The sequence below is a fragment of the Flavobacterium sp. EDS genome (assembly GCF_020991525.1).
Lineage (GTDB): Bacteria > Bacteroidota > Bacteroidia > Flavobacteriales > Flavobacteriaceae > Flavobacterium.
Window position 1 is genome coordinate 176,836 of the sequence record NZ_JAJMOZ010000002.1, and the last position, 19,775, is coordinate 196,610.

A 19,775-nucleotide genomic window follows, 5' to 3' on the forward strand; every position below is an offset into this window, starting at 1 on the left:
GTTTGAAATACTTAAAATATTCTAAACTTTAATTTATAGGTACAAAAAAACCGCCAATCTTTCGAAAGGCGGTTTCTTGTTTTATTCTTTAATAACATTTCCGTCTTTATCGTAGAAATGATATTCTAAGTACGTGTAAGCGTCACGAGGTATAATTTTCACCCATTTTTTATATTCAAAAAACCATTTTGAACGTATTGATGGAAAACCTTTACAGAGGTAAGCTGCCACAAATGGATGTGTGTTAAGCACAACTTTTTTGTGGGTTTTTAAATGTCTTTCTAAATCAGCAGTGATTCTGTCAATGATTAAAATTGGCGCTTCAATTTCGCCATTTTCATTGTTAGGATTTTCTTCTCTAGTTTTAATGTTTACTTCGGGTCTTACTCTTTGTCTTGTAATTTGAACTAATCCAAATTTGCTAGGCGGTAAGATTTTATGTTTTGCTTTATCGTCGCTCATTTCTTCTCGCAAGAAGTCGAACAAAATCTTCCTGTTTTCAGGATTAGACATATCAATAAAATCAACTACGATTATTCCACCCATATCACGCAAACGTAATTGTCTAGCGATTTCGGCAGCAGCAATCATATTAACTTCCATGGCTGTGTCTTCTTGATTAGTGGCCTTATTAGAACGGTTTCCGCTATTTACGTCTATAACGTGTAAAGCTTCAGTATGTTCGATAATAAGATAAGCCCCTTTACTCATAGAAACAGTTCTCCCAAAAGAAGTCTTGATTTGTCTCTCAATGTTGTATTTCTCGAAAATTGGAGTATCATTTGATTGATAAAACTTAACAATCGATTGTTTTGAAGGTGCAATTTCTTGCAGATAATCCTTCGTTTGATGGTACAACTCTTCGTCATCAATTTGAATACCACTAAAGGTATCATTAAATACATCTCTTAATATTGAAGAAGCTCTATTGAGTTCTCCTAATACTTTGGATGGATGATGAGCAGTTGGTAATTTTTTACACATTGCAGTCCATCTGCTAAGCAGGTTCTGCAAATCTTTTTCTAATTCGGCTACGTTTTTGCCTTCGGCTACTGTGCGAACAATAACACCAAATCCTTTAGGTTTGATCGATAATACAAGTTTTTTTAAGCGATCCTTTTCTTTTTTGTCTTCTATTTTTTGTGAAATAGAAACACGGTCAGAAAAAGGAACCAGAACAATAAAACGTCCAGCCAAAGATAGTTCTGCACTAATTCTTGGACCTTTAGTAGATATTGGTTCTTTTACGACTTGTACTAAAACAGATTGATTAGCACTTAAAATATCAGTAATGGTGCCGTCTTTATCAATCTCTTTTTCAAACTGAAAGGTTTTTAGGGAGAAATCTTTTAATTTACCTGCGCTTACAAGTTTTATGAATTTCAATTGAGAAGCTAAGTTAGGTCCTAAATCATGATAATGTAAAAAGGCATCTTTTTCAAAGCCAACATTTACAAAAGCAGCATTAAGTCCAGCAACTGGTTTTCTTATTTTGGCTATAAAAATATCGCCAACTTGAAAATTGCTTTTCTCTTCTTCTTTGTGTAATTCAATTAGTTTTCCATCTTTTAATAAGGCAAAATCTACGAAATCAGAACTTGATCTAATGATTAATTCTTTATTCATTTGTAAATTTTTATCCGAACTTTTTAGTTTTCAGTTCACAGTTTTCAGTTCATAGCTTTGCAACTCTTAAACTCATAACATATAACTCATAACTGAATTGTAAGGATGGATTAAACAATATTTTTAACAGGTATTGAACCCGGGGAAAATTAGCAGGCAGTAAGCAGTTTTATGTAATCAGTAGACTGAGTACTGTGTATTGATGACTGGTAACTAATTTTCAATTTCAATGAACGTTTAAAAAGAAAAAAGTAGTTTAAAACTACTTTTTCTTCTTGTGACGGTTAGCTCTCGCTCTTTTTTTACGTTTGTGCGTTGCTACCTTATGTCTCTTTCTTTTTTTACCACTTGGCATATCTTATCGATTTTATGATTAATTAATAGTATTATTTTGCTTCGTTATTTGTCTTTACTCCTTCTACGAAAACTTTTGCAGGTTTAAACGCAGGGATGTTGTGTGCTGGAATTTTAATAGTGGTATTTTTAGAAATGTTTCTTCCAGTCTTCTCAGCTCTGGTTTTTACAATAAAACTACCGAACCCTCTTAAATAAACATTGTCTCCAGTTTCTAATGAAGTTTTTACTTCATTCATAAAAGTCTCTACAGTTGCTTGAACGTCACCTTTTTCAAGACCTAATTTTTCTGAAATCTTCGCTACGATATCTGCTTTCGTCATTTTCTTTCCTATTTATAATGGTATACTATTTTTTGAGTTTGCAAATATAGGAATTAAAAAAACAAATATTCAAGCTAATTCGTTAAATTTTAATTACATAAACTTTTACTTTTGTTGTCTAATATTTAATGATGAATTTTTCTAAACAATTGATAAAATGGTATTTACAAAATAAACGCGATTTGCCATGGCGAAATACTACCGATTCTTACCCTATTTGGCTATCAGAAATAATGCTACAACAGACCCGAGTAGCGCAAGGAATGCCTTATTTTTTGTCTTTTACAAAAGCATTTCCTACTGTTTTTGATTTGGCTAACGCCAATGAAGAGCAGGTTTTGAAACTTTGGCAAGGATTAGGATATTATTCGAGAGCTAGAAATTTGCATCAAACAGCACAGTTTGTAGCAAATGAATTAAACGGAGTGTTTCCTGGAACTTATGCTGAATTATTAAAATTAAAAGGAGTAGGAGAATATACAGCAGCTGCTATAGCATCGTTTTCTTATAATGAAGCTGTTCCTGTTGTGGATGGAAATGTGTTTCGTGTTTTATCACGTTACTTCGATGTTGAAACAGATATTGCTCTAGCTTCGACTAAAAAAGAATTTGCTGCTTTGGCATATGAATTAATGCCGAAAGATAATCCCGCAATTTTTAATCAGGCTATAATGGAGTTTGGAGCGTTACAATGTGTACCCAAAAGTCCAAATTGTTTGGTCTGTGTGTTTAATGATAGTTGTGCAGCTTTACAGCGGAAAAAAGTTGATGTGTTGCCGGTTAAATCTAAAAAACTAAAAGTAACGGCTCGATATTTTAATTATCTGGTTGTTGAGGATGAAATAGGTAATACTGTTTTGCAAAAACGAACAGCAAAAGGAATCTGGCACAATTTGTATGAGTTTCCACTGTTGGAAACAGATGCTGAAAAAGATTTTGATTTTATAGCAGCTTATATTAAAGAAGAGTTTTTTGTTGCGTACTCTATTATAGGAATAGAAGAATGTAATCCAAAAAGTATTATTCATAAATTATCACACCAGCATTTGTATATTAAATTTTGGAAAATAAAAATTAATGAGACAATTATAAATGGGATTAATGCGCAGGATTTAAAAACATATCCTTTTCCTATAGTGATTCATAATTTTATTGAAACAGAATAAAATAATTTTCTAAAAAAATGTATCTTTGATAGAAATACAATAGTAAGTCATGAACGGAACATTAAATAAAGTGATGTTGATAGGTCATTTAGGTGACGATGTAAAAATGCATTATTTTGATGGTGGGAATTGCATTGGGCGATTTCAATTGGCAACTAATGAGGTTTATATAAATAAAACAACCAATGAGAAGATCACTTCAACAGAGTGGCATAATCTTGTTGTGCGTAATAAAGCCGCAGAAATTTGTGAAAAATATTTGTCAAAGGGAGATAAAATATATATCGAAGGAAGAATAAAGTCACGCCAATGGCAAGCCGAAGATGGCTCGACGAAACATACGACCGAGATACAAGTAACAGAGTTTACTTTCTTGACAACTAAAAAAGAGACTGAAGGGCAGAAGCAGAATCCTTCTTCAGAATCGTCAAAAAACACTAACTTTGACGCCTCGAATGATGGTTTACCAATAAATGATTTGCCATTCTGATTGTTTAACTAATTCTTTTTAATTTGGACCCAGAGCCCAGTTTATACGTTGCAAACATCTTAGATACCGACCTGATTGTTGGTTTTCTTGGAATATTTATTTTACTTTTTTGTTCGGCCATTGTTTCAGGCGCCGAAGTAGCACTTTTTTCGTTGTCTCAAAAAGATATTGATGAGGCATTACAACAAAACGTATCCAAAGGAAGAATAATTTCTAACCTGTTGGATAAACCCAAAAAGCTTTTAGCGACACTTCTTGTGGCCAATAATTTTATTAATATTGGAGTTGTTATTTTGTTCTCTTTTGTAGGTCGAGATATTTTTGGAGCAGTGATTTCTCCAGTGTTGAAATTTATTCTAGAAGTGATTTTGGTTACTGCTTTGATATTGTTTTTTGGTGAAATTTTGCCAAAGGTTTATGCAAGTCGTAATAATCTTAAATTTGCACAGCGAGTAGCATATCCATTAGCTTTGTTAGATAAATTGCTTTCTCCTATTAGTCTGCCAATGCGTTCAGCAACAATTTATTTGCATAATAAATTAGGGAAGCAAAAGACGAGTTTCTCAGTAGGGCAATTGTCTCAGGCTTTAGAACTTACTGATTCAGAAGATACATCAACTGAAGAACAAAAAATATTAGAAGGGATTGTTTCTTTTGGAAATACAGATACAAAACAGGTAATGAGTCCGAGGATTGATATTTTTGCATTAGAGATTTCAGAGTCTTTTGAAGCAATATATCCTAAAATTATCGAAAAAGGATATTCTAGAATTCCAGTTTACCGAGACAATATTGATCAGATTGAAGGGGTTTTGTTCGTTAAAGACTTGCTTCCATATATAGATAAAAAAGATTTTGACTGGGCTACACTTATTCGAGAGCCATTTTTTGTGCCAGAGAATAAGAAATTAGACAATTTACTGAAAGATTTTCAGAGTATGAAAAGCCATTTAGCAATTGTTGTTGATGAATACGGTGGAACCTCTGGGTTAGTTTCTTTAGAGGATGTTATAGAAGAAATAGTAGGAGATATAAGTGATGAGTTTGATGATGAACACATTAATTTTTCTCAAATTGATGATAAGAATTACCTGTTTGAAGGAAAGATAAATCTTAAAGATTTTTATAGAATTATAGATGTTGATGAGGACTTATTTGAAATACAAAAAGGAGAAGCCGAAACATTAGGAGGTTTTATTTTGGAAATCATAGGGAATTTTCCAAAGAAGAATCAAAAAATAACTTTTCAGAACTGTGTTTTTACGATAGAATCAGTGGATAGTAAAAGAATAAAACAAATAAAAGTAACAATAGAATAACAAAATGCTTAAAAAATCAATTGCCATAATCACGATTTTTATAATAACATTGACTGTAGTAAGTTGCAAAGATGATGTTGTGCCTAAGCCAGCAAGTTATTTGAGACTGGATTATGCAGAAGCTAAATATGTAAATTTTGAAAACCAATGTCCTTTTGCTTTTGAGATAAATGCAGATGCGGTTATAAAAGGGGAAAAAGATTGCGGGTTCATGATTTCATATCCAAAAATGAAAGCTACGATTTACCTTACTTATAAACCTGTCAATAATGATATTAATAAATTATTGAAAGATGCTCAGAAGCTAACTTACGAGCATGTTATAAAAGCGGATGATATATTAGAACAGCCGTATTTAAACCCTGATAAAAAAGCTTATGGTATGTTTTATCAAGTTGACGGAAATGCTGCTACAAACTCTCAATTTTATATCACAGACAGTATTAAGCATTTTGTGACGGGTTCAGTTTATTTTTATGCTAAGCCAAATTTTGATTCAATCATGCCTGCAGCGAGTTATATTAAAAATGATATGCAACATCTGATGGAAACTATTAAATGGAAGTAATTATAAGAAATACAGATACAAAAAAAGAGCATTCGTTATGAATGCTCTTTTTTTTGTATCATTAAAATCGTTTGAATTACGATTTCATGTTTGAAACTTTATATGTTTTACCGTCACCAGTAGCTTGAACTATTTTAGTTAAGTTTTCAGGATTTTGAACAGTTTTGTCAAAAGTTACAGTAGCAGTTTTTTTGTCAAAATCTACTTTAGCATCTTGTACACCATCAAGGTCAGCTAACTCGCTTTCGATAGTTTTTGCACATCCCATTGCACAAGTCATTCCTTCAATCTCAAAACTTGCGGTTTGTACATTTTGAGCAGCAATTTCTTTATTTGCTTTTGGAGCAACAGTTTCAGTTGTAGTTACTTCTTTAGTTTCTGTTTCATTCTTTTTGCAACTTATAAATAAAAGGCTTGCAATTGCTAAAGTTGCGATTGATTTTACGATTTTCATATTGTTTTGTTTTAATAGTTTACGACAGGATTTGTTTGCAAAATTAATAAAAATCGAATGGAGAATTCATAAATTTATTACAATTTTGCTTTAAAAGAGGTGATATGGGTTTAAAAGAAGTAAAGTGGGTTTATTTAATAGGATTGGCTCTAATTTGGGGGAGTTCTTTTATATTGATAAAAAAAGGATTAATAGGTTTAACAGCGATTCAGTTGGGTTCTTTGCGAATTATTTTTGCTGCCTTATTTTTGCTATTGATTGGTTTTAAAAGCTTGGCTAAAATTCCGCAACGCCAATGGAAATTTATTGCGTTAACTTCTTTTTTTGGAACATTTACACCTGCCTATCTTTTTGCAATTGCCGAAACGGAAATTGATAGCTCGATTACGGCAATCTTAAATTCGTTAACTCCATTAAATACTTTGGTAATAGGAGTGTTTATTTTTGGAATGCAATCTCAGAGACGACAAATTTTTGGTGTTTTTATTGGTTTGGTAGGTTGTTTGCTTTTGGTTTTTAATGGAGCAATGAGTCATCCTGAGCAAAATTATTACTATGCCATTTTAGTAGTTGTAGCGTCACTTTGTTATGCAATAAATGTAAACTTGATAAAGAAGTACTTGTCAGACTTGAGTTCGCTGAGTATTACTACAGGGAATTTTATGGTGTTATTAATTCCTGCAATTGTAATATTAAGTTTTTCAGGATTTCATGAAGTAATGTATGACGAAAATGCCCAGTATTCTATTTTCTTTATTGTTGTTCTTGGAGTAGTTGGGACGGGTATTGCAAACGTTTTGTTTTTTAAATTAATACAAATGTCATCTCCTGTATTTGCAACTTCAGTGACCTATTTAATTCCGATAATAGCTTTCTTCTGGGGATTTTTGGATAATGAGATGCTTACGCCAATTCAGCTTCTGGGAGCTTTCATTGTTTTAGTAGGAGTTTATCTGTCGGCGAAGAAGTGAGTTTTAATTGTGGGCTGATATTCGTAAAAAGTAAGCTGGTTTTTTGTGAAAAGTAAAACACAAAAAAAAGCTTTGTCAAAGTTTAAACTTTGACAAAGCTTTTAAGAATTTTAGTATTTCAGCTTCTTCTATAAGAAATCAGCGTCAGAAACTCCTTCGTTGATTTTTACTTCCGACATTTTGATGTTTAATTCAAAGCCTACATTTTGAATAATATTAAAAGGTACCTTAACTCCTTTTACTTCTTTATAGTCACCAAAATTTGTAATTTGTGTTATTGATTTTCCTGCTTGTTCGGCTACTTTAGCTTCAGCAACTTTTAATCCGGATTTTGTGTCAAAAAAGTAGGTTGTTTTGCCGTCTACTATAGCATAAGCATCGTTATTATTAATTGGTTCGACACGGTCAATTACTAATCCATCTTTTTTAGAAAGCTGTAGTTCTTCAAAAGGAACAGCACTAGCTTTCATTTCAGCAAGATCTTTGCCTTCAAGATTTTTTCGTTGTCCTTGTTGTTCAATGTAAGCAGTTTTTTCATTGACAACTTGTTTCATTAAGTTCATAGGTCCCATAGCTAATGAAACCATCATTTTTCCTTTAGCATCCATTTTAGAAGTGAATGTTAATGGTGATGGTGCCTGAGGAATGGTTGTTGATCCTAGCATTGCAATAGTTTTTACAGAGGCAACAGCTTTTTCTCCACCAATAGCTTTTATGTAGTTATCGAATACATTTTTGGCAGTTACTCCTTTAGGAACCTCTTTTTTTAATGATGGTTTTTCAGTAGGATTAGCATACTTGTCAAAATAACTAATAGGAATATTTAGTTTTTCTAAACCTGGAATTACTTCAGATCCTTTTCCGGTAACTACAATTCTCATATTGTCAATTAGGAAATATTTATTGGCTACTCTAAGTATTTCATCAGGAGTTACATTGTTAATGTTTTGAATGTATTTTTCATAAAAATCTTTTGGGAGATTTTCAGTTTCTATATTCAATGCATATCTAGCTACTGTTTGAGGTTTCTCAACCTGCATTACAAATCTACCTATGTATCCTGCTTTAACAGTTTTTAAAATCTCGTCCGAAACTTTTTCACTTCTGATTCTTTTAATTTCTTTTACAAATTCTACTACAGCACTGTCCGTTACGGCATTTCTTACTGCAGAAGCGGCTTTGAATTTAGTAGTGTATTTTCCGCTTCCTAGACCTGAACTAGCGCCATATGTCCATCCGTGTGCTTCGCGTAAATTCATATTTAAATAACTGTTAAAATCTCCTCCTAAAATTTGATTAGCAATTACTGCAGGAAAGAAATCTGGATCATTCATTTTTAAATTTACGGTGTTAACTAATGCTATTTCTGATTGTACAGCATTTGGAACATCAACAAAGTTAATTTGAAGATTAGCTACGTTTATAGGAGCAGGATAAGTGTCTTTTGGTTGTGTTTTTTTCTCCCACTTTCCAAAAAGTTTTTCTACAGCTGCCTTAGTTTCTTTAAATTTTATATCTCCAATAACTACCAAATAGGCATTCTCAGGGACAAAATATTTTTTGTAATTCTCTTCTACATCAGCCAGTGTTATGTTTTTTAAGGTTTCTTCAGTGATGAATTCTCCAGAAGGATGATTTTTTCCAAATGCTAATGCGTCAACGACTCTTCTTTCGATAGCAGGTACGCTTTTTTCTTCAGCTTTAAGACCTTCGCTGAGTTTTGCTTTTTCTTTGTCAAATTCTACTTGAGTAAAATTAGGCTGTAAAGCACCTTCAGCTAATAATTCTAAGATTCTTCCTGAATATTTAGAAAGAGAGCTTGCGAAAGCACCACTTGAGCTGAAATTAATATTCGCTCCATAAAAATCTATCTCTTCGTTAAAAGCTTCTTTGTTTGTTTTTTTTGTTCCATCGCCAATCATATTACTTGTTAGCTCATCTACTCCTTTCTTGTTTCCTTCTGTAAAAGGAGCGTTGTCAAGGGTTAGGTTAAAGCTTACTCTAGGTAATTTGTGGTTTTCAACAACCAAAACTTTCATTCCGTTTGCCAAAACAAAGGTTTGTGGTTTTTTAATATTTACTATTGGTGATTTACCTGGTTTAGGTTGTGGACGATCTTGTGCTTGCATAATTCCTGTTACGAATAATAGGATTAAAATAATGTTTCTTTTTTTCATGATTCTAAGAGTCTTAATTTTGTGCCTTCGTAGTAGGAACATAGTCTAAAATTAAACGTTGATTAGGATTTAGATATTTTTTTGCAACATCTCTAATTTCTTCTCTTGTTATTGAGTGATAGAGATCGATCTCAGTGTTTATAAGATTTACATCGCCATAAAGTAGGTAGTAACTTGCTAGGTTTTCGGCAATTCCCTCAACAGTTGAGTTTGAGTTAACATAATTGTTGTCGAACTTGTTTTGTAATTTTTCGTAATCTTTCTCAGAAATCAAGTTGGTTTGAAGTTTTACAATTTCTTCATCAATTTCCTTTAATAAATCATCAGATGTGTAAGGGTTCATAGGTAGACCATATAAAATGTACATGCCGTAATCTTCTTGGCTAAAACCAACAGCTCCAATTTGTAAAGCCATTTTTTTGTCGTCAACTATTTTTTTGTAAAGTTTAGAGCTTTTTCCATCACTTAGGTAAGAAGAGATTAAATCTAGAACTCTTGCATCTCTGGTTTTCATAGATGGAGTACGGTATGAAGCAACAAGCATCGGAATTTGGATGTTTGGATCTTCGTATTTAGCTTTTATAGGTTGAGTGATTGGCTCTTCTGTAAAAGTTTGTTTTTGAAGTTTTTCTCCTTTTTTGATTGGTCCAAAGTATTTTTGAACCCATTCTTTTGTTTTTGTTTTATCAAAATCTCCTGCAATTACCAAAACAGCATTGTTTGGAATGTAGAATTTTTTATTAAAAGCTTTGAATTCGTCCAGAGTCGCCGCGTCAAGATCTTTCATGGATCCGATTGTTGTCCAGCGATATGGGTGGTTCTTAAACATATTTTTCTTTACCTCAGTAAGAATATTTCCGTAAGGACGGTTGTCATAGTTAGTTCTTTTTTCTTCTTTAACAACTTCGTTCTGTGTGTCAACTCCAATTTTATTTATAACAGGATGCATCAATCTTTCTGATTCCATCCATAGTGCTAATTCTAAGTTGTTAGATGGGAAAACCTCGTAATAATAAGTTCTGTCGTCAGATGTGTTAGCGTTATTGGTTCCGCCATTGGCAGTCACAATTTTCATCCATTCACCACGTTTAATATTTTCTGTTCCTTCAAATAATAAATGTTCAAAAAAATGTGCAAAACCAGTTCTGTCTGGAGTTTCGTCTTTTGATCCTACATGGTACATTACAGAAGTTATTACGACTGGTGCCGAGGAATCATTGTGTAAAATAACATGCAAGCCATTATCTAAATCGTATTCTTCAAAAGCTACTTTTTGAGCTGATGCCACTCCTCCTAACATAAGCGCCGCACTTAACATAATTATTGATTTTTTCATAAAGGTTAATAATTTTTTATTACACTTAATAGGTAATGATTAATTAGAAATAGTTACATCAAAAATAACTTATTTTGATTAAGAATGGCATAATAGATTTTTTTTTGATTAATTTTTAACAGTATTTTACTACAATGGTGTTTTAGGGTAAATTGAAAGCAATTGAAAAACAGGGATTAAAAAGAGTGGAATATTTTTGCATTAAGAAATTGCACAGTAAATTATTAATTGTATATTTGCAACCTTAAAAATCAATAAATCAATTTGGTATGTATGCAATCGTAGAGATAGCAGGGCAACAATTCAAAGTAAGCAAAGACTTAAAGGTTTATGTTCACAGATTAGCTAATGAAGAAGGTTCAAAAGTTTCTTTTGACAAAGTTCTTTTATTAGATGATAATGGGAATATTACTTTAGGCGCCCCAGCTATAGAAGGTGCTTCTGTAGAAGCTAAAGTGTTACAACACTTAAAAGGAGACAAAGTAATCGTTTTCAAAAAGAAAAGAAGAAAAGGTTACAAAAAGAGAAATGGTCACAGACAATATCTTACTCAAATTGTAATTGAAGGTATTACTGCAGCTGGAGGAACTAAAAAAGCAGCAGCTAAGAAAGCAGTTGTAGCAGAAGAAGTAGCTACTGAAGAAGCGGCTCCTAAAGCTAAAAAAGCGGCTCCAAAAGCAAAAAAAGAAGCTACTAAAGAATAATAACAATATTTAAACTCATACGTCATGGCTCACAAGAAAGGTGTCGGTAGTTCGAAGAATGGTAGAGAATCAGAATCAAAACGTTTAGGCGTTAAGATTTTTGGAGGACAAGCTGCTATTGCTGGGAACATCATCGTTAGACAAAGAGGTTCAAAACATAATCCAGGTGAAAACGTTTACATTAGTAAAGATCACACTCTACACGCAAGAGTAGATGGAGTTGTAAAGTTCCAAAAGAAAAGAGATAATAAATCATACGTTTCTATACTTCCATTCGAAGCATAATAACTAGATTATATATTATTACAAAACCCGTTCGCTTAGCGAACGGGTTTTTTGTTTTATGAAATTAATTGCATTCCAAAGCTTGTTTTTGTAGTCCTTTTATGTTAAAAGTTATTCTTGTTCTGATTTGTATAGATTTATTATTAGTATTTTTGATTGGATAAATTTACGTTAGTTTTGAAAAGAATAATATTGCTTCTGTTAATTTTTTGTACTGGTGTGTATGCAGGGAATGATCCTAAGAATGCTCCTAATGAGATTGTATTATTAAATGAAGCTCAAAAAAAAGTGCTGTATGAATTTGCAGTCTTGCAAAATAATGGTGTTGATGGAGAACTGTATTGGCTGAAACATAAAAGTGAATTCCCAGCTTTCGATAATCATGTAAGAGATGCATTGGCAAAGGAAATCTTTATGAATTCTCAGCTGTTGTATATTCCTGCGAAAAATTCTTCTATAGAATTATGGATGCAAGCACAATCGCTTACAAGTTGGATGTTGTATTTGGCCACATTTATTGCAGTATGTGCGGTAATTGCATTGATGCGTAATTATTGGGGTCTCATTATAAAGATTCTCATCAGGCAATTCCAGCCTTTGTTTAAAGTATTATTTTCAGAAGTTTTACTTACTTATGAATTGCTATTGATTGGTGTTGCTTGTGTTTTTATGACTTGCAAAGTTGATGATATGGTTTTGCGTACTGTTCTCGCGCATCTTGGAATCTTTTTGGTCTGGAGTCAATCAACAGCCTTGTTTACTAAAGAGTATCTTGTAAAGGGGTATATACATGAAATACGAGATAATTTCTGGGAGAACAATAAGTGGAAAGTGATAAAGACAATTTGCTTTCCTGCGATTATTGTAACTTCTGCTATTTTGTTTATTTTGTATAAAGTGCCTCAAGATAAACTGTATTATTATGAAGTTGTTATAACAAGTCTTGTGGCTGTTTATGCTTTGCCTATTTGGCGCCCGTTTGAAAAATATATATATCCAGTTCTGATTCCTTATAAGGATCCTCGTATTGAAAGAAGTATTTACTCGTTGGCAACTTGTACTGTTTTGGTTTTATTGATTGATGCAGTTTTTTTGTATCTGTCAAGTGAAGTCTTGTCATATTTTATAACGGCATTGACCTCTTTATTAATGGCGTCTTTTCTTATTCTGTCTCTAAAGGTTAATTATAAGCATAATTATAAAAATTATATTTATTTACAATTTGTTACAGTCCTTTTTTTACTTTCTGTTTTAATCTGTAGTTTTTATATCCAATCGGTAGAAATGATTTGGGTGGGATTAATAGGTTTGTGTGTATTTGTAATTGTAAAATACTGGGAGGTTGTAATGTATTATTTTAGTTGGAACAGAAGAGCTGGTAAATGGGCATGGAGCTATCTAGGAATGGCAGTATTGTTATGGTTACTGGCTAAAGGTATTTTATTTCTTTTGAATTGCTATTATATATAACTCCAGTTATGTAAATTGTCTTTTTTCAATTATAGACAGAATATAATCAACTCTTTTCTTTGCGTCTAATTTTGGTACTTCGATTAATTGATAATCACAATTATTGTAAGTATTTGTTATTGCTTCATAGGTGTCAGTTGCTTCTTGATAAGTTTGTTTGCGTTCAGAATCTGTTTGGTATATTTCTTTCCAAGGGGGTAGGACAAACACAATTGGATTGTAACGATACATTTTAACGGCTTTTGTTAGTTGTGCAGAAGGCTGTAATTTGATTAGTTCTGTATAGGCTAGCGTGTCTGGGATTCCTCGATCAAAAAAAGTAATGAACGAATTATCTTTGTTTTCGATATAATTTTCAATCGAACGTTTTAGCATTAATAATGTGAACTTTTCTTTATCTGCCCAAGGTAAAGCTTCGCCATTTGATTTTGCTTGCTCTTTAATTATATTACGAGCAACTTCATTTATGCAATTGTAATTCCTTCTTTTTAATTCTCCGATTATAGTTGTTTTGCCAACTCCTGGTCCTCCAGTAATGATAAATAGAGGGATTGATTTGTTCATTTTAACTTATTTAATTTTATTGTTTGAGACGAAAAAATCACTGTTCTTGGAGTATAAGAAAATGATTCTGTTGAATTATTAGCTATTTTTTTATGTGCTTTGATACGTGTTAATATTAAAATAAAGTTTTATTTAAGAGAGAGGTTTGAATATAAAAATAAATAAAAACAGCTTAGTTTTTTTAGCGGTTTGTGAGTTCTTAAGGACTTGTTTATGAACTATTTTGTCTATGACTTATAGGGAATAAGTTTAAAGAGGTGGTTTTAATAAATGATTAAGATAATGACAAAATAGTAAATATAATGTAGTTTTTTACTGATTTTAGCGAAAAAAGTTATATATTGGGAATATAAAGCCAATTTATGATAAAATCTATTGGCGAAAAATTAATTTCAAGTATTTATATATTAAAAAAATGAAACAATTACTTCAGTGGACAATTATTATTCCAATACTATCCTGGGTTCTCTTTTTTAGCGGACTTGTAGAGAATAGCAGTATTTTTCAAATAGTAGCAAGTATACTACTAATCCTCAGTGTTATGTCGGCAGTACATCATTCCGAGATAATTGCAGAAAGAGTGGGAGAGCCTTATGGAACCATTATTTTGGCTATATCAATAACTGTTATTGAGGTTTCGATTATTATTTCGTTAATGATGTCAGAGGGTTCAGCAGCAGCTTCGCTCGCTCGAGATACAGTATTTGCAGCAACAATGCTTATTCTTAATGGTATTATTGGATTGTGCCTTTTAATCGGTGGATTGAAACATTATGAACAGAATTTTTCTGTTTCTTCAGTAACCATTGGTTTGGTATCGCTAGTATCGATTATAGTATTTACCTTGGTGTTTCCTACTTTTACAGAAAGTGTTTTGGGATCTTACTATTCAGTACCGCAATTAGTTTTTGCTTCAGCAGCCTGTCTTATTATTTATGCCTCTTTTTTGTTTGCACAAACGAGTCGCTACCGACAATATTTCCTGACAATTGGAGATGATGAAAATGAAGATGCAGCTGAGCCTATAGTTATTAATAACAAGGTGTTCTTTACAAGTCTTACTTTTCTTATTATAAGTTTAGGAATTGTTGTGTTGTTGGCAAAGACTCTTTCTCCTACAATCGAGAGCATTATTGTTAGTTATAGTTTGCCAAAAACTTTGGTAGGGGTAGTAATTGCAGCAATTATTTTATTGCCCGAAGCAATTGCGGCTATCATAGCAGCGAGAAAAAATAGACTTCAAACTAGTATAAACTTGGCCTTGGGATCTGCTTTGGCAAGTATTGGGTTAACTATTCCTAGTGTTGCAGCAGTTTGTATCATGATGGATATGCCTATTATCTTAGGTCTTGATATTAAATCTATTGTTTTGTTAGCATTATCGGTGTTTACTGTAATGTTGTCATTAAGTAAAGGAAAATCTAATATTGTTTATGGTGTAGTACTTTTGGTTAATTTATTTGCTTTTGTATTCCTTATGATTTATCCTTGATGGTAGATAAATTAGTAAAGTATTGAAATGACAGATAAAATATAAAAGAATGCTACAATTTCCAGTAATAAGTTCCGTACTTTCAGCTAGCAAGCTTGGTGAGTTATTGCAACAAGAATATGGTTTAAGTAAGCATACTGAATGTACTCTTTTTAGAACAGCAATGAATCATGTTTATATGGTTACAGATGTTGATGAAAAGTATGTTTTTCGTGTTTATAATTTTGATTGGAGAACAAAAACAGAGATAGCTGAAGAATTGAGGCTTTTGATTTATTTGTCGAAAAATAAGGCTTCGGTTTCGTATCCAATTGCAGACAATACAAATGAATATATACAGGAATTAAATGCTCCCGAAGGAAAAAGATTTGGGGTGTTGTTTTCTTTTGCTGATGGTGCAAAATCAGCAAGATTTAACGAAGAAACAAGTTTCTTTATTGGTCAGGCTTTAGCCAAAGTTCATGAGTCAGCTCAAAATTTTGAATTAAAAAGAGTGACCTATAACGAAAGTATTTTGCTGATAGATTCGATTAAGCGAACACAGGCGTTTTTTAAAAAAGAAACTGACGAAATCCTTTTTCTGAAAAATCTAGCTAATTTTCTTCAAAAGGAGTTTGCTAAAATAAAAAATAAAGAAGTTAGATTTGGAGCAGTTCATTTAGATGTATGGTTTGATAATATGCATTTTAATGAAGATAATAAAATAACGTTTTTTGATTTCGATTTCTGTGGTAATGGATGGTTATGTCTGGATATTTCATACTTTTTGTTTCAGCTGTATGTTACAAATCCAAATGAGAAGGATTACGAAATAAAAGCAGAAAGTTTCCTTAAAGGTTATGAATCCATAATTGAAATAAGTGAAGAAGAAAAACGAATATTGCCATTGGTTTGCTTGGGAGTTATGTTGTACTATATTAGTGTGCAGTGCGACAGATTTGATACTTGGACAAATATCTTTTTGAATGAGGATCATTTAAAAAGATTTACAGGTAATTTAAAACGATGGATTGATTACAATAAAATTAAAATTCAATAAGGTCTTCTAATAGCATTAGAGACAAGAAGAATTTTTTATATAAATCAAAAACTCCTTAAGAAATTAAGGAGTTTTTGTAGTTAATAATGGCTTGGTTTTATTCATATTTTAAATATTTTAAAACATCAACTTTTGTTACTTGATAGGCTTTGGCTAAAACGATTGTCAGCGTTAGAAACAATAATGATACAAAAGCGATTATAAACGGCAGAATAGGAATGCTGATACGATAAGCAAAATTTTCAAGCCATTTTTCTAATAAAAAATAGGCAGGAATAATTCCTATTGCAAAACCAATCACACAAAATATAATATATTGTTTTGATAATTCTTGAAGTAAAATATTGGTCTCTGCACCGAGTGTTTTTCGAATTGCAATTTCTCGTAATCGCCTTTCCATTGAGAAAGAGGCTAAAGCAAATAATCCAAATACAGCAATAAGAATAACAATGATATTTAGTAAAGAAAATAAAAGGCTTTGATTCTTGTATTGTTTGTACTTTCTAGCAAAATTTTTATCTACAAAATTGTATTCGAATGGATATTCTGCATCTACGTTTGTTCTCCAAAATTGATCAAGAGCAGCGATAGTTTTAGACATATCTTGTGGAGCTATTTTAAAAGAAATATTATGTAAGACCTCTTTTCTGATAGCATTGGTAGTTAAATGCATAAAAATCATTGGGCTTATTCTGTTTTCAAGTCCAAAATAATTGAAGTCTTTTACGACACCTACTATCTTATAGTTTTTTCCTCTCCAATTAATTACTTTGTCTATTGGGTTGGCTTCATGCATTGTTTTAACAGCCGTTTCATTAAGTAAAACGTTGGATATTGTATCCGAAGAAAATGTATCGGTTAAATCTCTTCCTTTTACTATTTTGATGCCTAATATATTCAACATTCCATAATCAACTCCCATTCGCTGAACTAAAACTCCCTTATTGCTTTTATATGAAAAGTTATCCCAGGAATTTTCATCACTACCAATAGAAAATAACCCTGCCGAAACTGCTTCGACACCTTTAATATTTAGTGCTTGTTGTTTAATTATTTTATATCTGTCGTATTGGTCTTTGCCTTCCTTGCTCTTAAAAATCACATCTATAACTTGTGCACCTTTAAAACCTAAATCTTTCTCAGTCATATATTTTACCTGTTGGTAAACTATAAATGAGCCAATAATGAAAAACGTAGCAATAGTAAATTGTAAAACTAGCATTCCATTTCGTAACCATATTCCATTTTTGCTACGAGAAAAATTTCCTTTTAAAACCTTTAATGGTTCAAAATTAGATACATATATTGCAGGTAAAACTCCGGCAACAACAATTACAATTGTAAAAATTAATACTAATTGAATGTAAAATTGGGATCCTTCGAGTATAAGATCTTTGTTTAAGAAAGAATTATAAAAAGGCAAGGTAAGTTCTACGATTACTAATGCTAATAAAAGAGAAAAAAGAGTAATTAATGCTGTTTCAAATACAAATTGAGTTATGATTTGTGATTTTCCTGCGCCAACAATTTTTCTGATTCCTACTTCCTTGGCTCTCTTTACCGCATTGGCTGTAGCTAAATTGATGTAATTTACAATCGAAAGCAATAAGATTAGAACAGATAGTCCCATCAATATTCTTAAGAATTGTAAATTTCCACTGTCTCCAGGAAAAGGATCGTTCCCTTTGTGCAGTCTGGTATTGGGTAGGGAAAGCAAACTTGATTTAACTGGTTCGCCATATTTTTTTATATAATTTTCAACAGATAAACCTTCTTGATTTGCCTGTATTTTTAGGCACTTGTCTATAAAGATGGTATTTAAATCTTTAATGATTGAAGTGGTATCACTTTCCTTCTTTAATTTGACCATCAATCCAAAATTGTAACTCCATTTATCTTTATTCTTCGCTAAATCTTCCTCTATTATAGTAGTTACTGCTGCAGGCATTACAGACGATTTATGATTTAATCGATATACTCCTCTAATGACAAATAGTTTGTCTAAATATTTTACGTGCTTGCCCGTAGGGTTTTCATTACCAAATAATCGAGAAGCAGTTTCTTCAGATAGAGCCATGCTATTGCGGTCCTTAAGAGCAGTCTTTCCGTTGCCATGAATAAATTCATAAGGGAAAAAAGTAAAAAAAGTACTTTGTGCAGTATAAATTTTGTCTAATAATTCCCGTTTTCCATTATATGTAATTGTCTCTTTATAGTATTCAACTTGGGTGTAGCAATAACTATCTAAAGCTGGAGAGGTTATTTTTAATATGGGTGCGATTGTTGCTGGATTTACTGACCAGATGTTGCCTTCTCCAATATCATTCATAACAGAAAAGATTTTATCCTTATCGGGATTCCATTGGTCATATGAATGCTCATTGTTCCAATACAAAATGGCAAAAATTAACCCAGAAATTCCAATGCTCAATCCCAAAACATTCAAAGCAGTAAAAAGTTTGTTGTTTTTGATATGGTAGATAAATATGTTGATCCAATTTTTTAGCATGATTCTAGTTTTTTAGGGTTAGCTATAAAAACATCAACATTTCTATTGTTTGTTTTTTCCGAAAGTATAATTCCGTCTTTCATTAAAATTGTTTTTTGAGAAAAAGAAGCATCATAATCAGAATGAGTTACCATTAAAATGGTTGCGCCATTAGCATGTAAATCGGTGAGTAGTTCCATTACTTCATTTCCGTTTTTACTGTCTAAATTTCCTGTAGGTTCATCGGCAAGAATTATTTTCGGATTATTAATTAAAGCTCTTGCTACTGCAACACGCTGTTGTTGCCCACCAGAAAGCTGTTGTGGATAATGCTTTAATCGATGTGCGATATTTAACTTATTGGCAATTTCCTGAACTTTTGTTTTTCTTTCGGATGCTGGGACGTTGTTATAGATTAATGGTAATTCGATATTGTCGTAAACTGATATTTCATCAATTAAATTAAAATTCTGAAAAATAAAACCAATATTTTCTTTTCTGGCTTTAGATCTTAATTTCTCTTTTAATCCGACCATTTCCTGATCAAGGAGTAAATAACTTCCACCAGAAGCGCTATCGAGTAAACCAACAATATTTAATAAAGTTGACTTTCCGCTCCCAGATGGCCCCATGATCGAAACAAAATCGCCTTGGTTAATCGTTAATGAAATTTCACTTAATGCGTTGGTTTCTAATTCCTCGGTTCTAAATATTTTTGAAAGTTTTTTAATAATGATCATGGTTGTTTTTTTAGTGTTTAAGTTTTTTATTTTTCATCAACGAAGCAAAAGAAACACATCTGAAAATTAAGATATTTCACAATGCAATTTATAGATGTTTATTTTGTTATTTTTACTTTTGAAAGGTGTTAATAATTAGTGATTTACAAACTCTAATGTGATTTTTATGCCAAAATTTTAAACATTGTAACTACCTTGTTTTTAAGTTT

18 protein-coding genes are annotated in these 19,775 nt (G+C 31.9%); 10 read left to right on the top strand and 8 right to left on the bottom strand.

Annotation, left to right across the window (positions count from 1 at the left end):
• Positions 1 to 81 precede the first annotated feature (81 nt).
• Together LPB87_RS03795 and LPB87_RS03800 are read right to left on the bottom strand one after the other, a co-directional pair.
• The gene (locus tag LPB87_RS03795; RefSeq protein WP_129539873.1) at positions 82 to 1,626 is read right to left on the bottom strand and encodes a ribonuclease E/G; all 1,545 of its coding nucleotides are present in this window, start codon (positions 1,624 to 1,626) and stop codon (positions 82 to 84) included.
• 386 nt (positions 1,627 to 2,012) lie between these two features.
• Entirely contained in the window at positions 2,013 to 2,303 is a 291-nt protein-coding gene (locus LPB87_RS03800) for an HU family DNA-binding protein (RefSeq protein ID WP_024981932.1), read from the bottom strand.
• Between the two features lie 131 nt (positions 2,304 to 2,434).
• Here LPB87_RS03800 and mutY point away from each other — a divergent pair, with 131 nt between their 5' ends.
• Genes mutY through gldD form a run of 4 tightly spaced genes read left to right on the top strand, consistent with a single transcriptional unit; the run spans position 2,435 to position 5,846 of the window.
• Entirely contained in the window at positions 2,435 to 3,469 is a 1,035-nt protein-coding gene (mutY, locus tag LPB87_RS03805) for an A/G-specific adenine glycosylase (protein ID WP_230605204.1), read from the top strand.
• A 49-nt stretch (positions 3,470 to 3,518) separates the two neighbouring features.
• Positions 3,519 to 3,959: a single-stranded DNA-binding protein gene (ssb, locus tag LPB87_RS03810; RefSeq protein WP_129539872.1), complete on the top strand. Its 441-nt coding sequence runs from the start codon at positions 3,519 to 3,521 to the stop codon at positions 3,957 to 3,959.
• A gap of 23 nt (positions 3,960 to 3,982) precedes the next feature.
• Positions 3,983 to 5,278, top strand: a complete 1,296-nt coding sequence (locus LPB87_RS03815) for a gliding motility-associated protein GldE (RefSeq protein WP_230605004.1) — start codon at positions 3,983 to 3,985, stop codon at positions 5,276 to 5,278.
• A 4-nt stretch (positions 5,279 to 5,282) separates the two neighbouring features.
• Positions 5,283 to 5,846, top strand: a complete 564-nt coding sequence (gene gldD / locus LPB87_RS03820) for a gliding motility lipoprotein GldD (RefSeq protein ID WP_230605005.1) — start codon at positions 5,283 to 5,285, stop codon at positions 5,844 to 5,846.
• 76 nt (positions 5,847 to 5,922) lie between these two features.
• Here gldD and LPB87_RS03825 read toward each other — a convergent pair whose 3' ends face one another.
• Positions 5,923 to 6,300, bottom strand: coding sequence for a heavy metal-associated domain-containing protein (locus LPB87_RS03825; RefSeq protein ID WP_129539869.1), 378 nt, complete (start codon positions 6,298 to 6,300; stop codon positions 5,923 to 5,925).
• A gap of 104 nt (positions 6,301 to 6,404) precedes the next feature.
• Between LPB87_RS03825 and LPB87_RS03830 the strand changes: the two genes are divergently transcribed.
• Positions 6,405 to 7,271 (top strand): DMT family transporter, encoded by an 867-nt coding sequence (locus LPB87_RS03830; protein WP_230605006.1) that lies wholly within the window; start codon positions 6,405 to 6,407, stop codon positions 7,269 to 7,271.
• Between the two features lie 128 nt (positions 7,272 to 7,399).
• Here LPB87_RS03830 and LPB87_RS03835 read toward each other — a convergent pair whose 3' ends face one another.
• Together LPB87_RS03835 and LPB87_RS03840 are read right to left on the bottom strand one after the other, a co-directional pair.
• Complete coding sequence (locus tag LPB87_RS03835; RefSeq protein WP_230605007.1) at positions 7,400 to 9,448, bottom strand: insulinase family protein; 2,049 nt, start codon at positions 9,446 to 9,448, stop codon at positions 7,400 to 7,402.
• Positions 9,449 to 9,461: 13 nt separating this feature from the next.
• Positions 9,462 to 10,784 carry a pitrilysin family protein gene (locus LPB87_RS03840; RefSeq protein ID WP_129539867.1) on the bottom strand — a complete coding sequence of 441 codons (1,323 nt, stop codon included), beginning with the start codon at positions 10,782 to 10,784 and terminating at the stop codon, positions 9,462 to 9,464.
• 269 nt (positions 10,785 to 11,053) lie between these two features.
• Here LPB87_RS03840 and rplU point away from each other — a divergent pair, with 269 nt between their 5' ends.
• The 3 genes from rplU (at position 11,054) to LPB87_RS03855 (ending at position 13,243) form a co-directional block, all read left to right on the top strand.
• Positions 11,054 to 11,488 (top strand): 50S ribosomal protein L21, encoded by a 435-nt coding sequence (rplU, locus tag LPB87_RS03845; protein ID WP_129539866.1) that lies wholly within the window; start codon positions 11,054 to 11,056, stop codon positions 11,486 to 11,488.
• 24 nt (positions 11,489 to 11,512) lie between these two features.
• Positions 11,513 to 11,773, top strand: a complete 261-nt coding sequence (rpmA, locus tag LPB87_RS03850; protein ID WP_007805051.1) for a 50S ribosomal protein L27 — start codon at positions 11,513 to 11,515, stop codon at positions 11,771 to 11,773.
• 177 nt (positions 11,774 to 11,950) lie between these two features.
• Positions 11,951 to 13,243 (top strand): hypothetical protein, encoded by a 1,293-nt coding sequence (locus LPB87_RS03855; protein ID WP_230605008.1) that lies wholly within the window; start codon positions 11,951 to 11,953, stop codon positions 13,241 to 13,243.
• A gap of 6 nt (positions 13,244 to 13,249) precedes the next feature.
• On the opposite strand, the gene LPB87_RS03860 is transcribed toward LPB87_RS03855, so the two are convergent.
• On the bottom strand, positions 13,250 to 13,807 hold the full coding sequence (locus LPB87_RS03860; RefSeq protein ID WP_230605009.1) for an AAA family ATPase: 558 nt from the start codon (positions 13,805 to 13,807) through the stop codon (positions 13,250 to 13,252).
• Positions 13,808 to 14,222: 415 nt separating this feature from the next.
• Between LPB87_RS03860 and LPB87_RS03865 the strand changes: the two genes are divergently transcribed.
• Complete coding sequence (locus tag LPB87_RS03865) at positions 14,223 to 15,299, top strand: ionic transporter y4hA (protein ID WP_230605010.1); 1,077 nt, start codon at positions 14,223 to 14,225, stop codon at positions 15,297 to 15,299.
• A 49-nt stretch (positions 15,300 to 15,348) separates the two neighbouring features.
• A complete protein-coding gene (locus LPB87_RS03870; protein WP_230605011.1) occupies positions 15,349 to 16,338 on the top strand; it encodes a phosphotransferase in 990 nt (329 codons plus the stop codon).
• 97 nt (positions 16,339 to 16,435) lie between these two features.
• On the opposite strand, the gene LPB87_RS03875 is transcribed toward LPB87_RS03870, so the two are convergent.
• A complete protein-coding gene (locus tag LPB87_RS03875; RefSeq protein ID WP_230605012.1) occupies positions 16,436 to 18,847 on the bottom strand; it encodes an ABC transporter permease in 2,412 nt (803 codons plus the stop codon).
• Positions 18,841 to 19,566: an ABC transporter ATP-binding protein gene (locus tag LPB87_RS03880; protein WP_129539862.1), complete on the bottom strand. Its 726-nt coding sequence runs from the start codon at positions 19,564 to 19,566 to the stop codon at positions 18,841 to 18,843. The genes LPB87_RS03875 and LPB87_RS03880 overlap by 7 nt, the downstream gene beginning before the upstream one ends.
• Positions 19,567 to 19,775 lie beyond the last annotated feature (209 nt).

Coding starts and splice junctions, on each gene's coding strand:
- LPB87_RS03870 (WP_230605011.1), top strand. CDS start 15,349: ATGCTACAATTTCCAGTAATAAGTTCCGTACTTTCAGCTAGCAAGCTT.
- LPB87_RS03825 (WP_129539869.1), bottom strand. CDS start 6,300: ATGAAAATCGTAAAATCAATCGCAACTTTAGCAATTGCAAGCCTTTTA.
- LPB87_RS03800 (WP_024981932.1), bottom strand. CDS start 2,303: ATGACGAAAGCAGATATCGTAGCGAAGATTTCAGAAAAATTAGGTCTT.
- LPB87_RS03880 (WP_129539862.1), bottom strand. CDS start 19,566: ATGATCATTATTAAAAAACTTTCAAAAATATTTAGAACCGAGGAATTA.
- LPB87_RS03840 (WP_129539867.1), bottom strand. CDS start 10,784: ATGAAAAAATCAATAATTATGTTAAGTGCGGCGCTTATGTTAGGAGGA.
- LPB87_RS03860 (WP_230605009.1), bottom strand. CDS start 13,807: ATGAACAAATCAATCCCTCTATTTATCATTACTGGAGGACCAGGAGTT.
- LPB87_RS03865 (WP_230605010.1), top strand. CDS start 14,223: ATGAAACAATTACTTCAGTGGACAATTATTATTCCAATACTATCCTGG.
- gldD (WP_230605005.1), top strand. CDS start 5,283: ATGCTTAAAAAATCAATTGCCATAATCACGATTTTTATAATAACATTG.
- LPB87_RS03835 (WP_230605007.1), bottom strand. CDS start 9,448: ATGAAAAAAAGAAACATTATTTTAATCCTATTATTCGTAACAGGAATT.
- LPB87_RS03830 (WP_230605006.1), top strand. CDS start 6,405: ATGGGTTTAAAAGAAGTAAAGTGGGTTTATTTAATAGGATTGGCTCTA.
- rpmA (WP_007805051.1), top strand. CDS start 11,513: ATGGCTCACAAGAAAGGTGTCGGTAGTTCGAAGAATGGTAGAGAATCA.
- mutY (WP_230605204.1), top strand. CDS start 2,435: ATGAATTTTTCTAAACAATTGATAAAATGGTATTTACAAAATAAACGC.
- LPB87_RS03795 (WP_129539873.1), bottom strand. CDS start 1,626: ATGAATAAAGAATTAATCATTAGATCAAGTTCTGATTTCGTAGATTTT.
- rplU (WP_129539866.1), top strand. CDS start 11,054: ATGTATGCAATCGTAGAGATAGCAGGGCAACAATTCAAAGTAAGCAAA.
- ssb (WP_129539872.1), top strand. CDS start 3,519: ATGAACGGAACATTAAATAAAGTGATGTTGATAGGTCATTTAGGTGAC.
- LPB87_RS03875 (WP_230605012.1), bottom strand. CDS start 18,847: ATGCTAAAAAATTGGATCAACATATTTATCTACCATATCAAAAACAAC.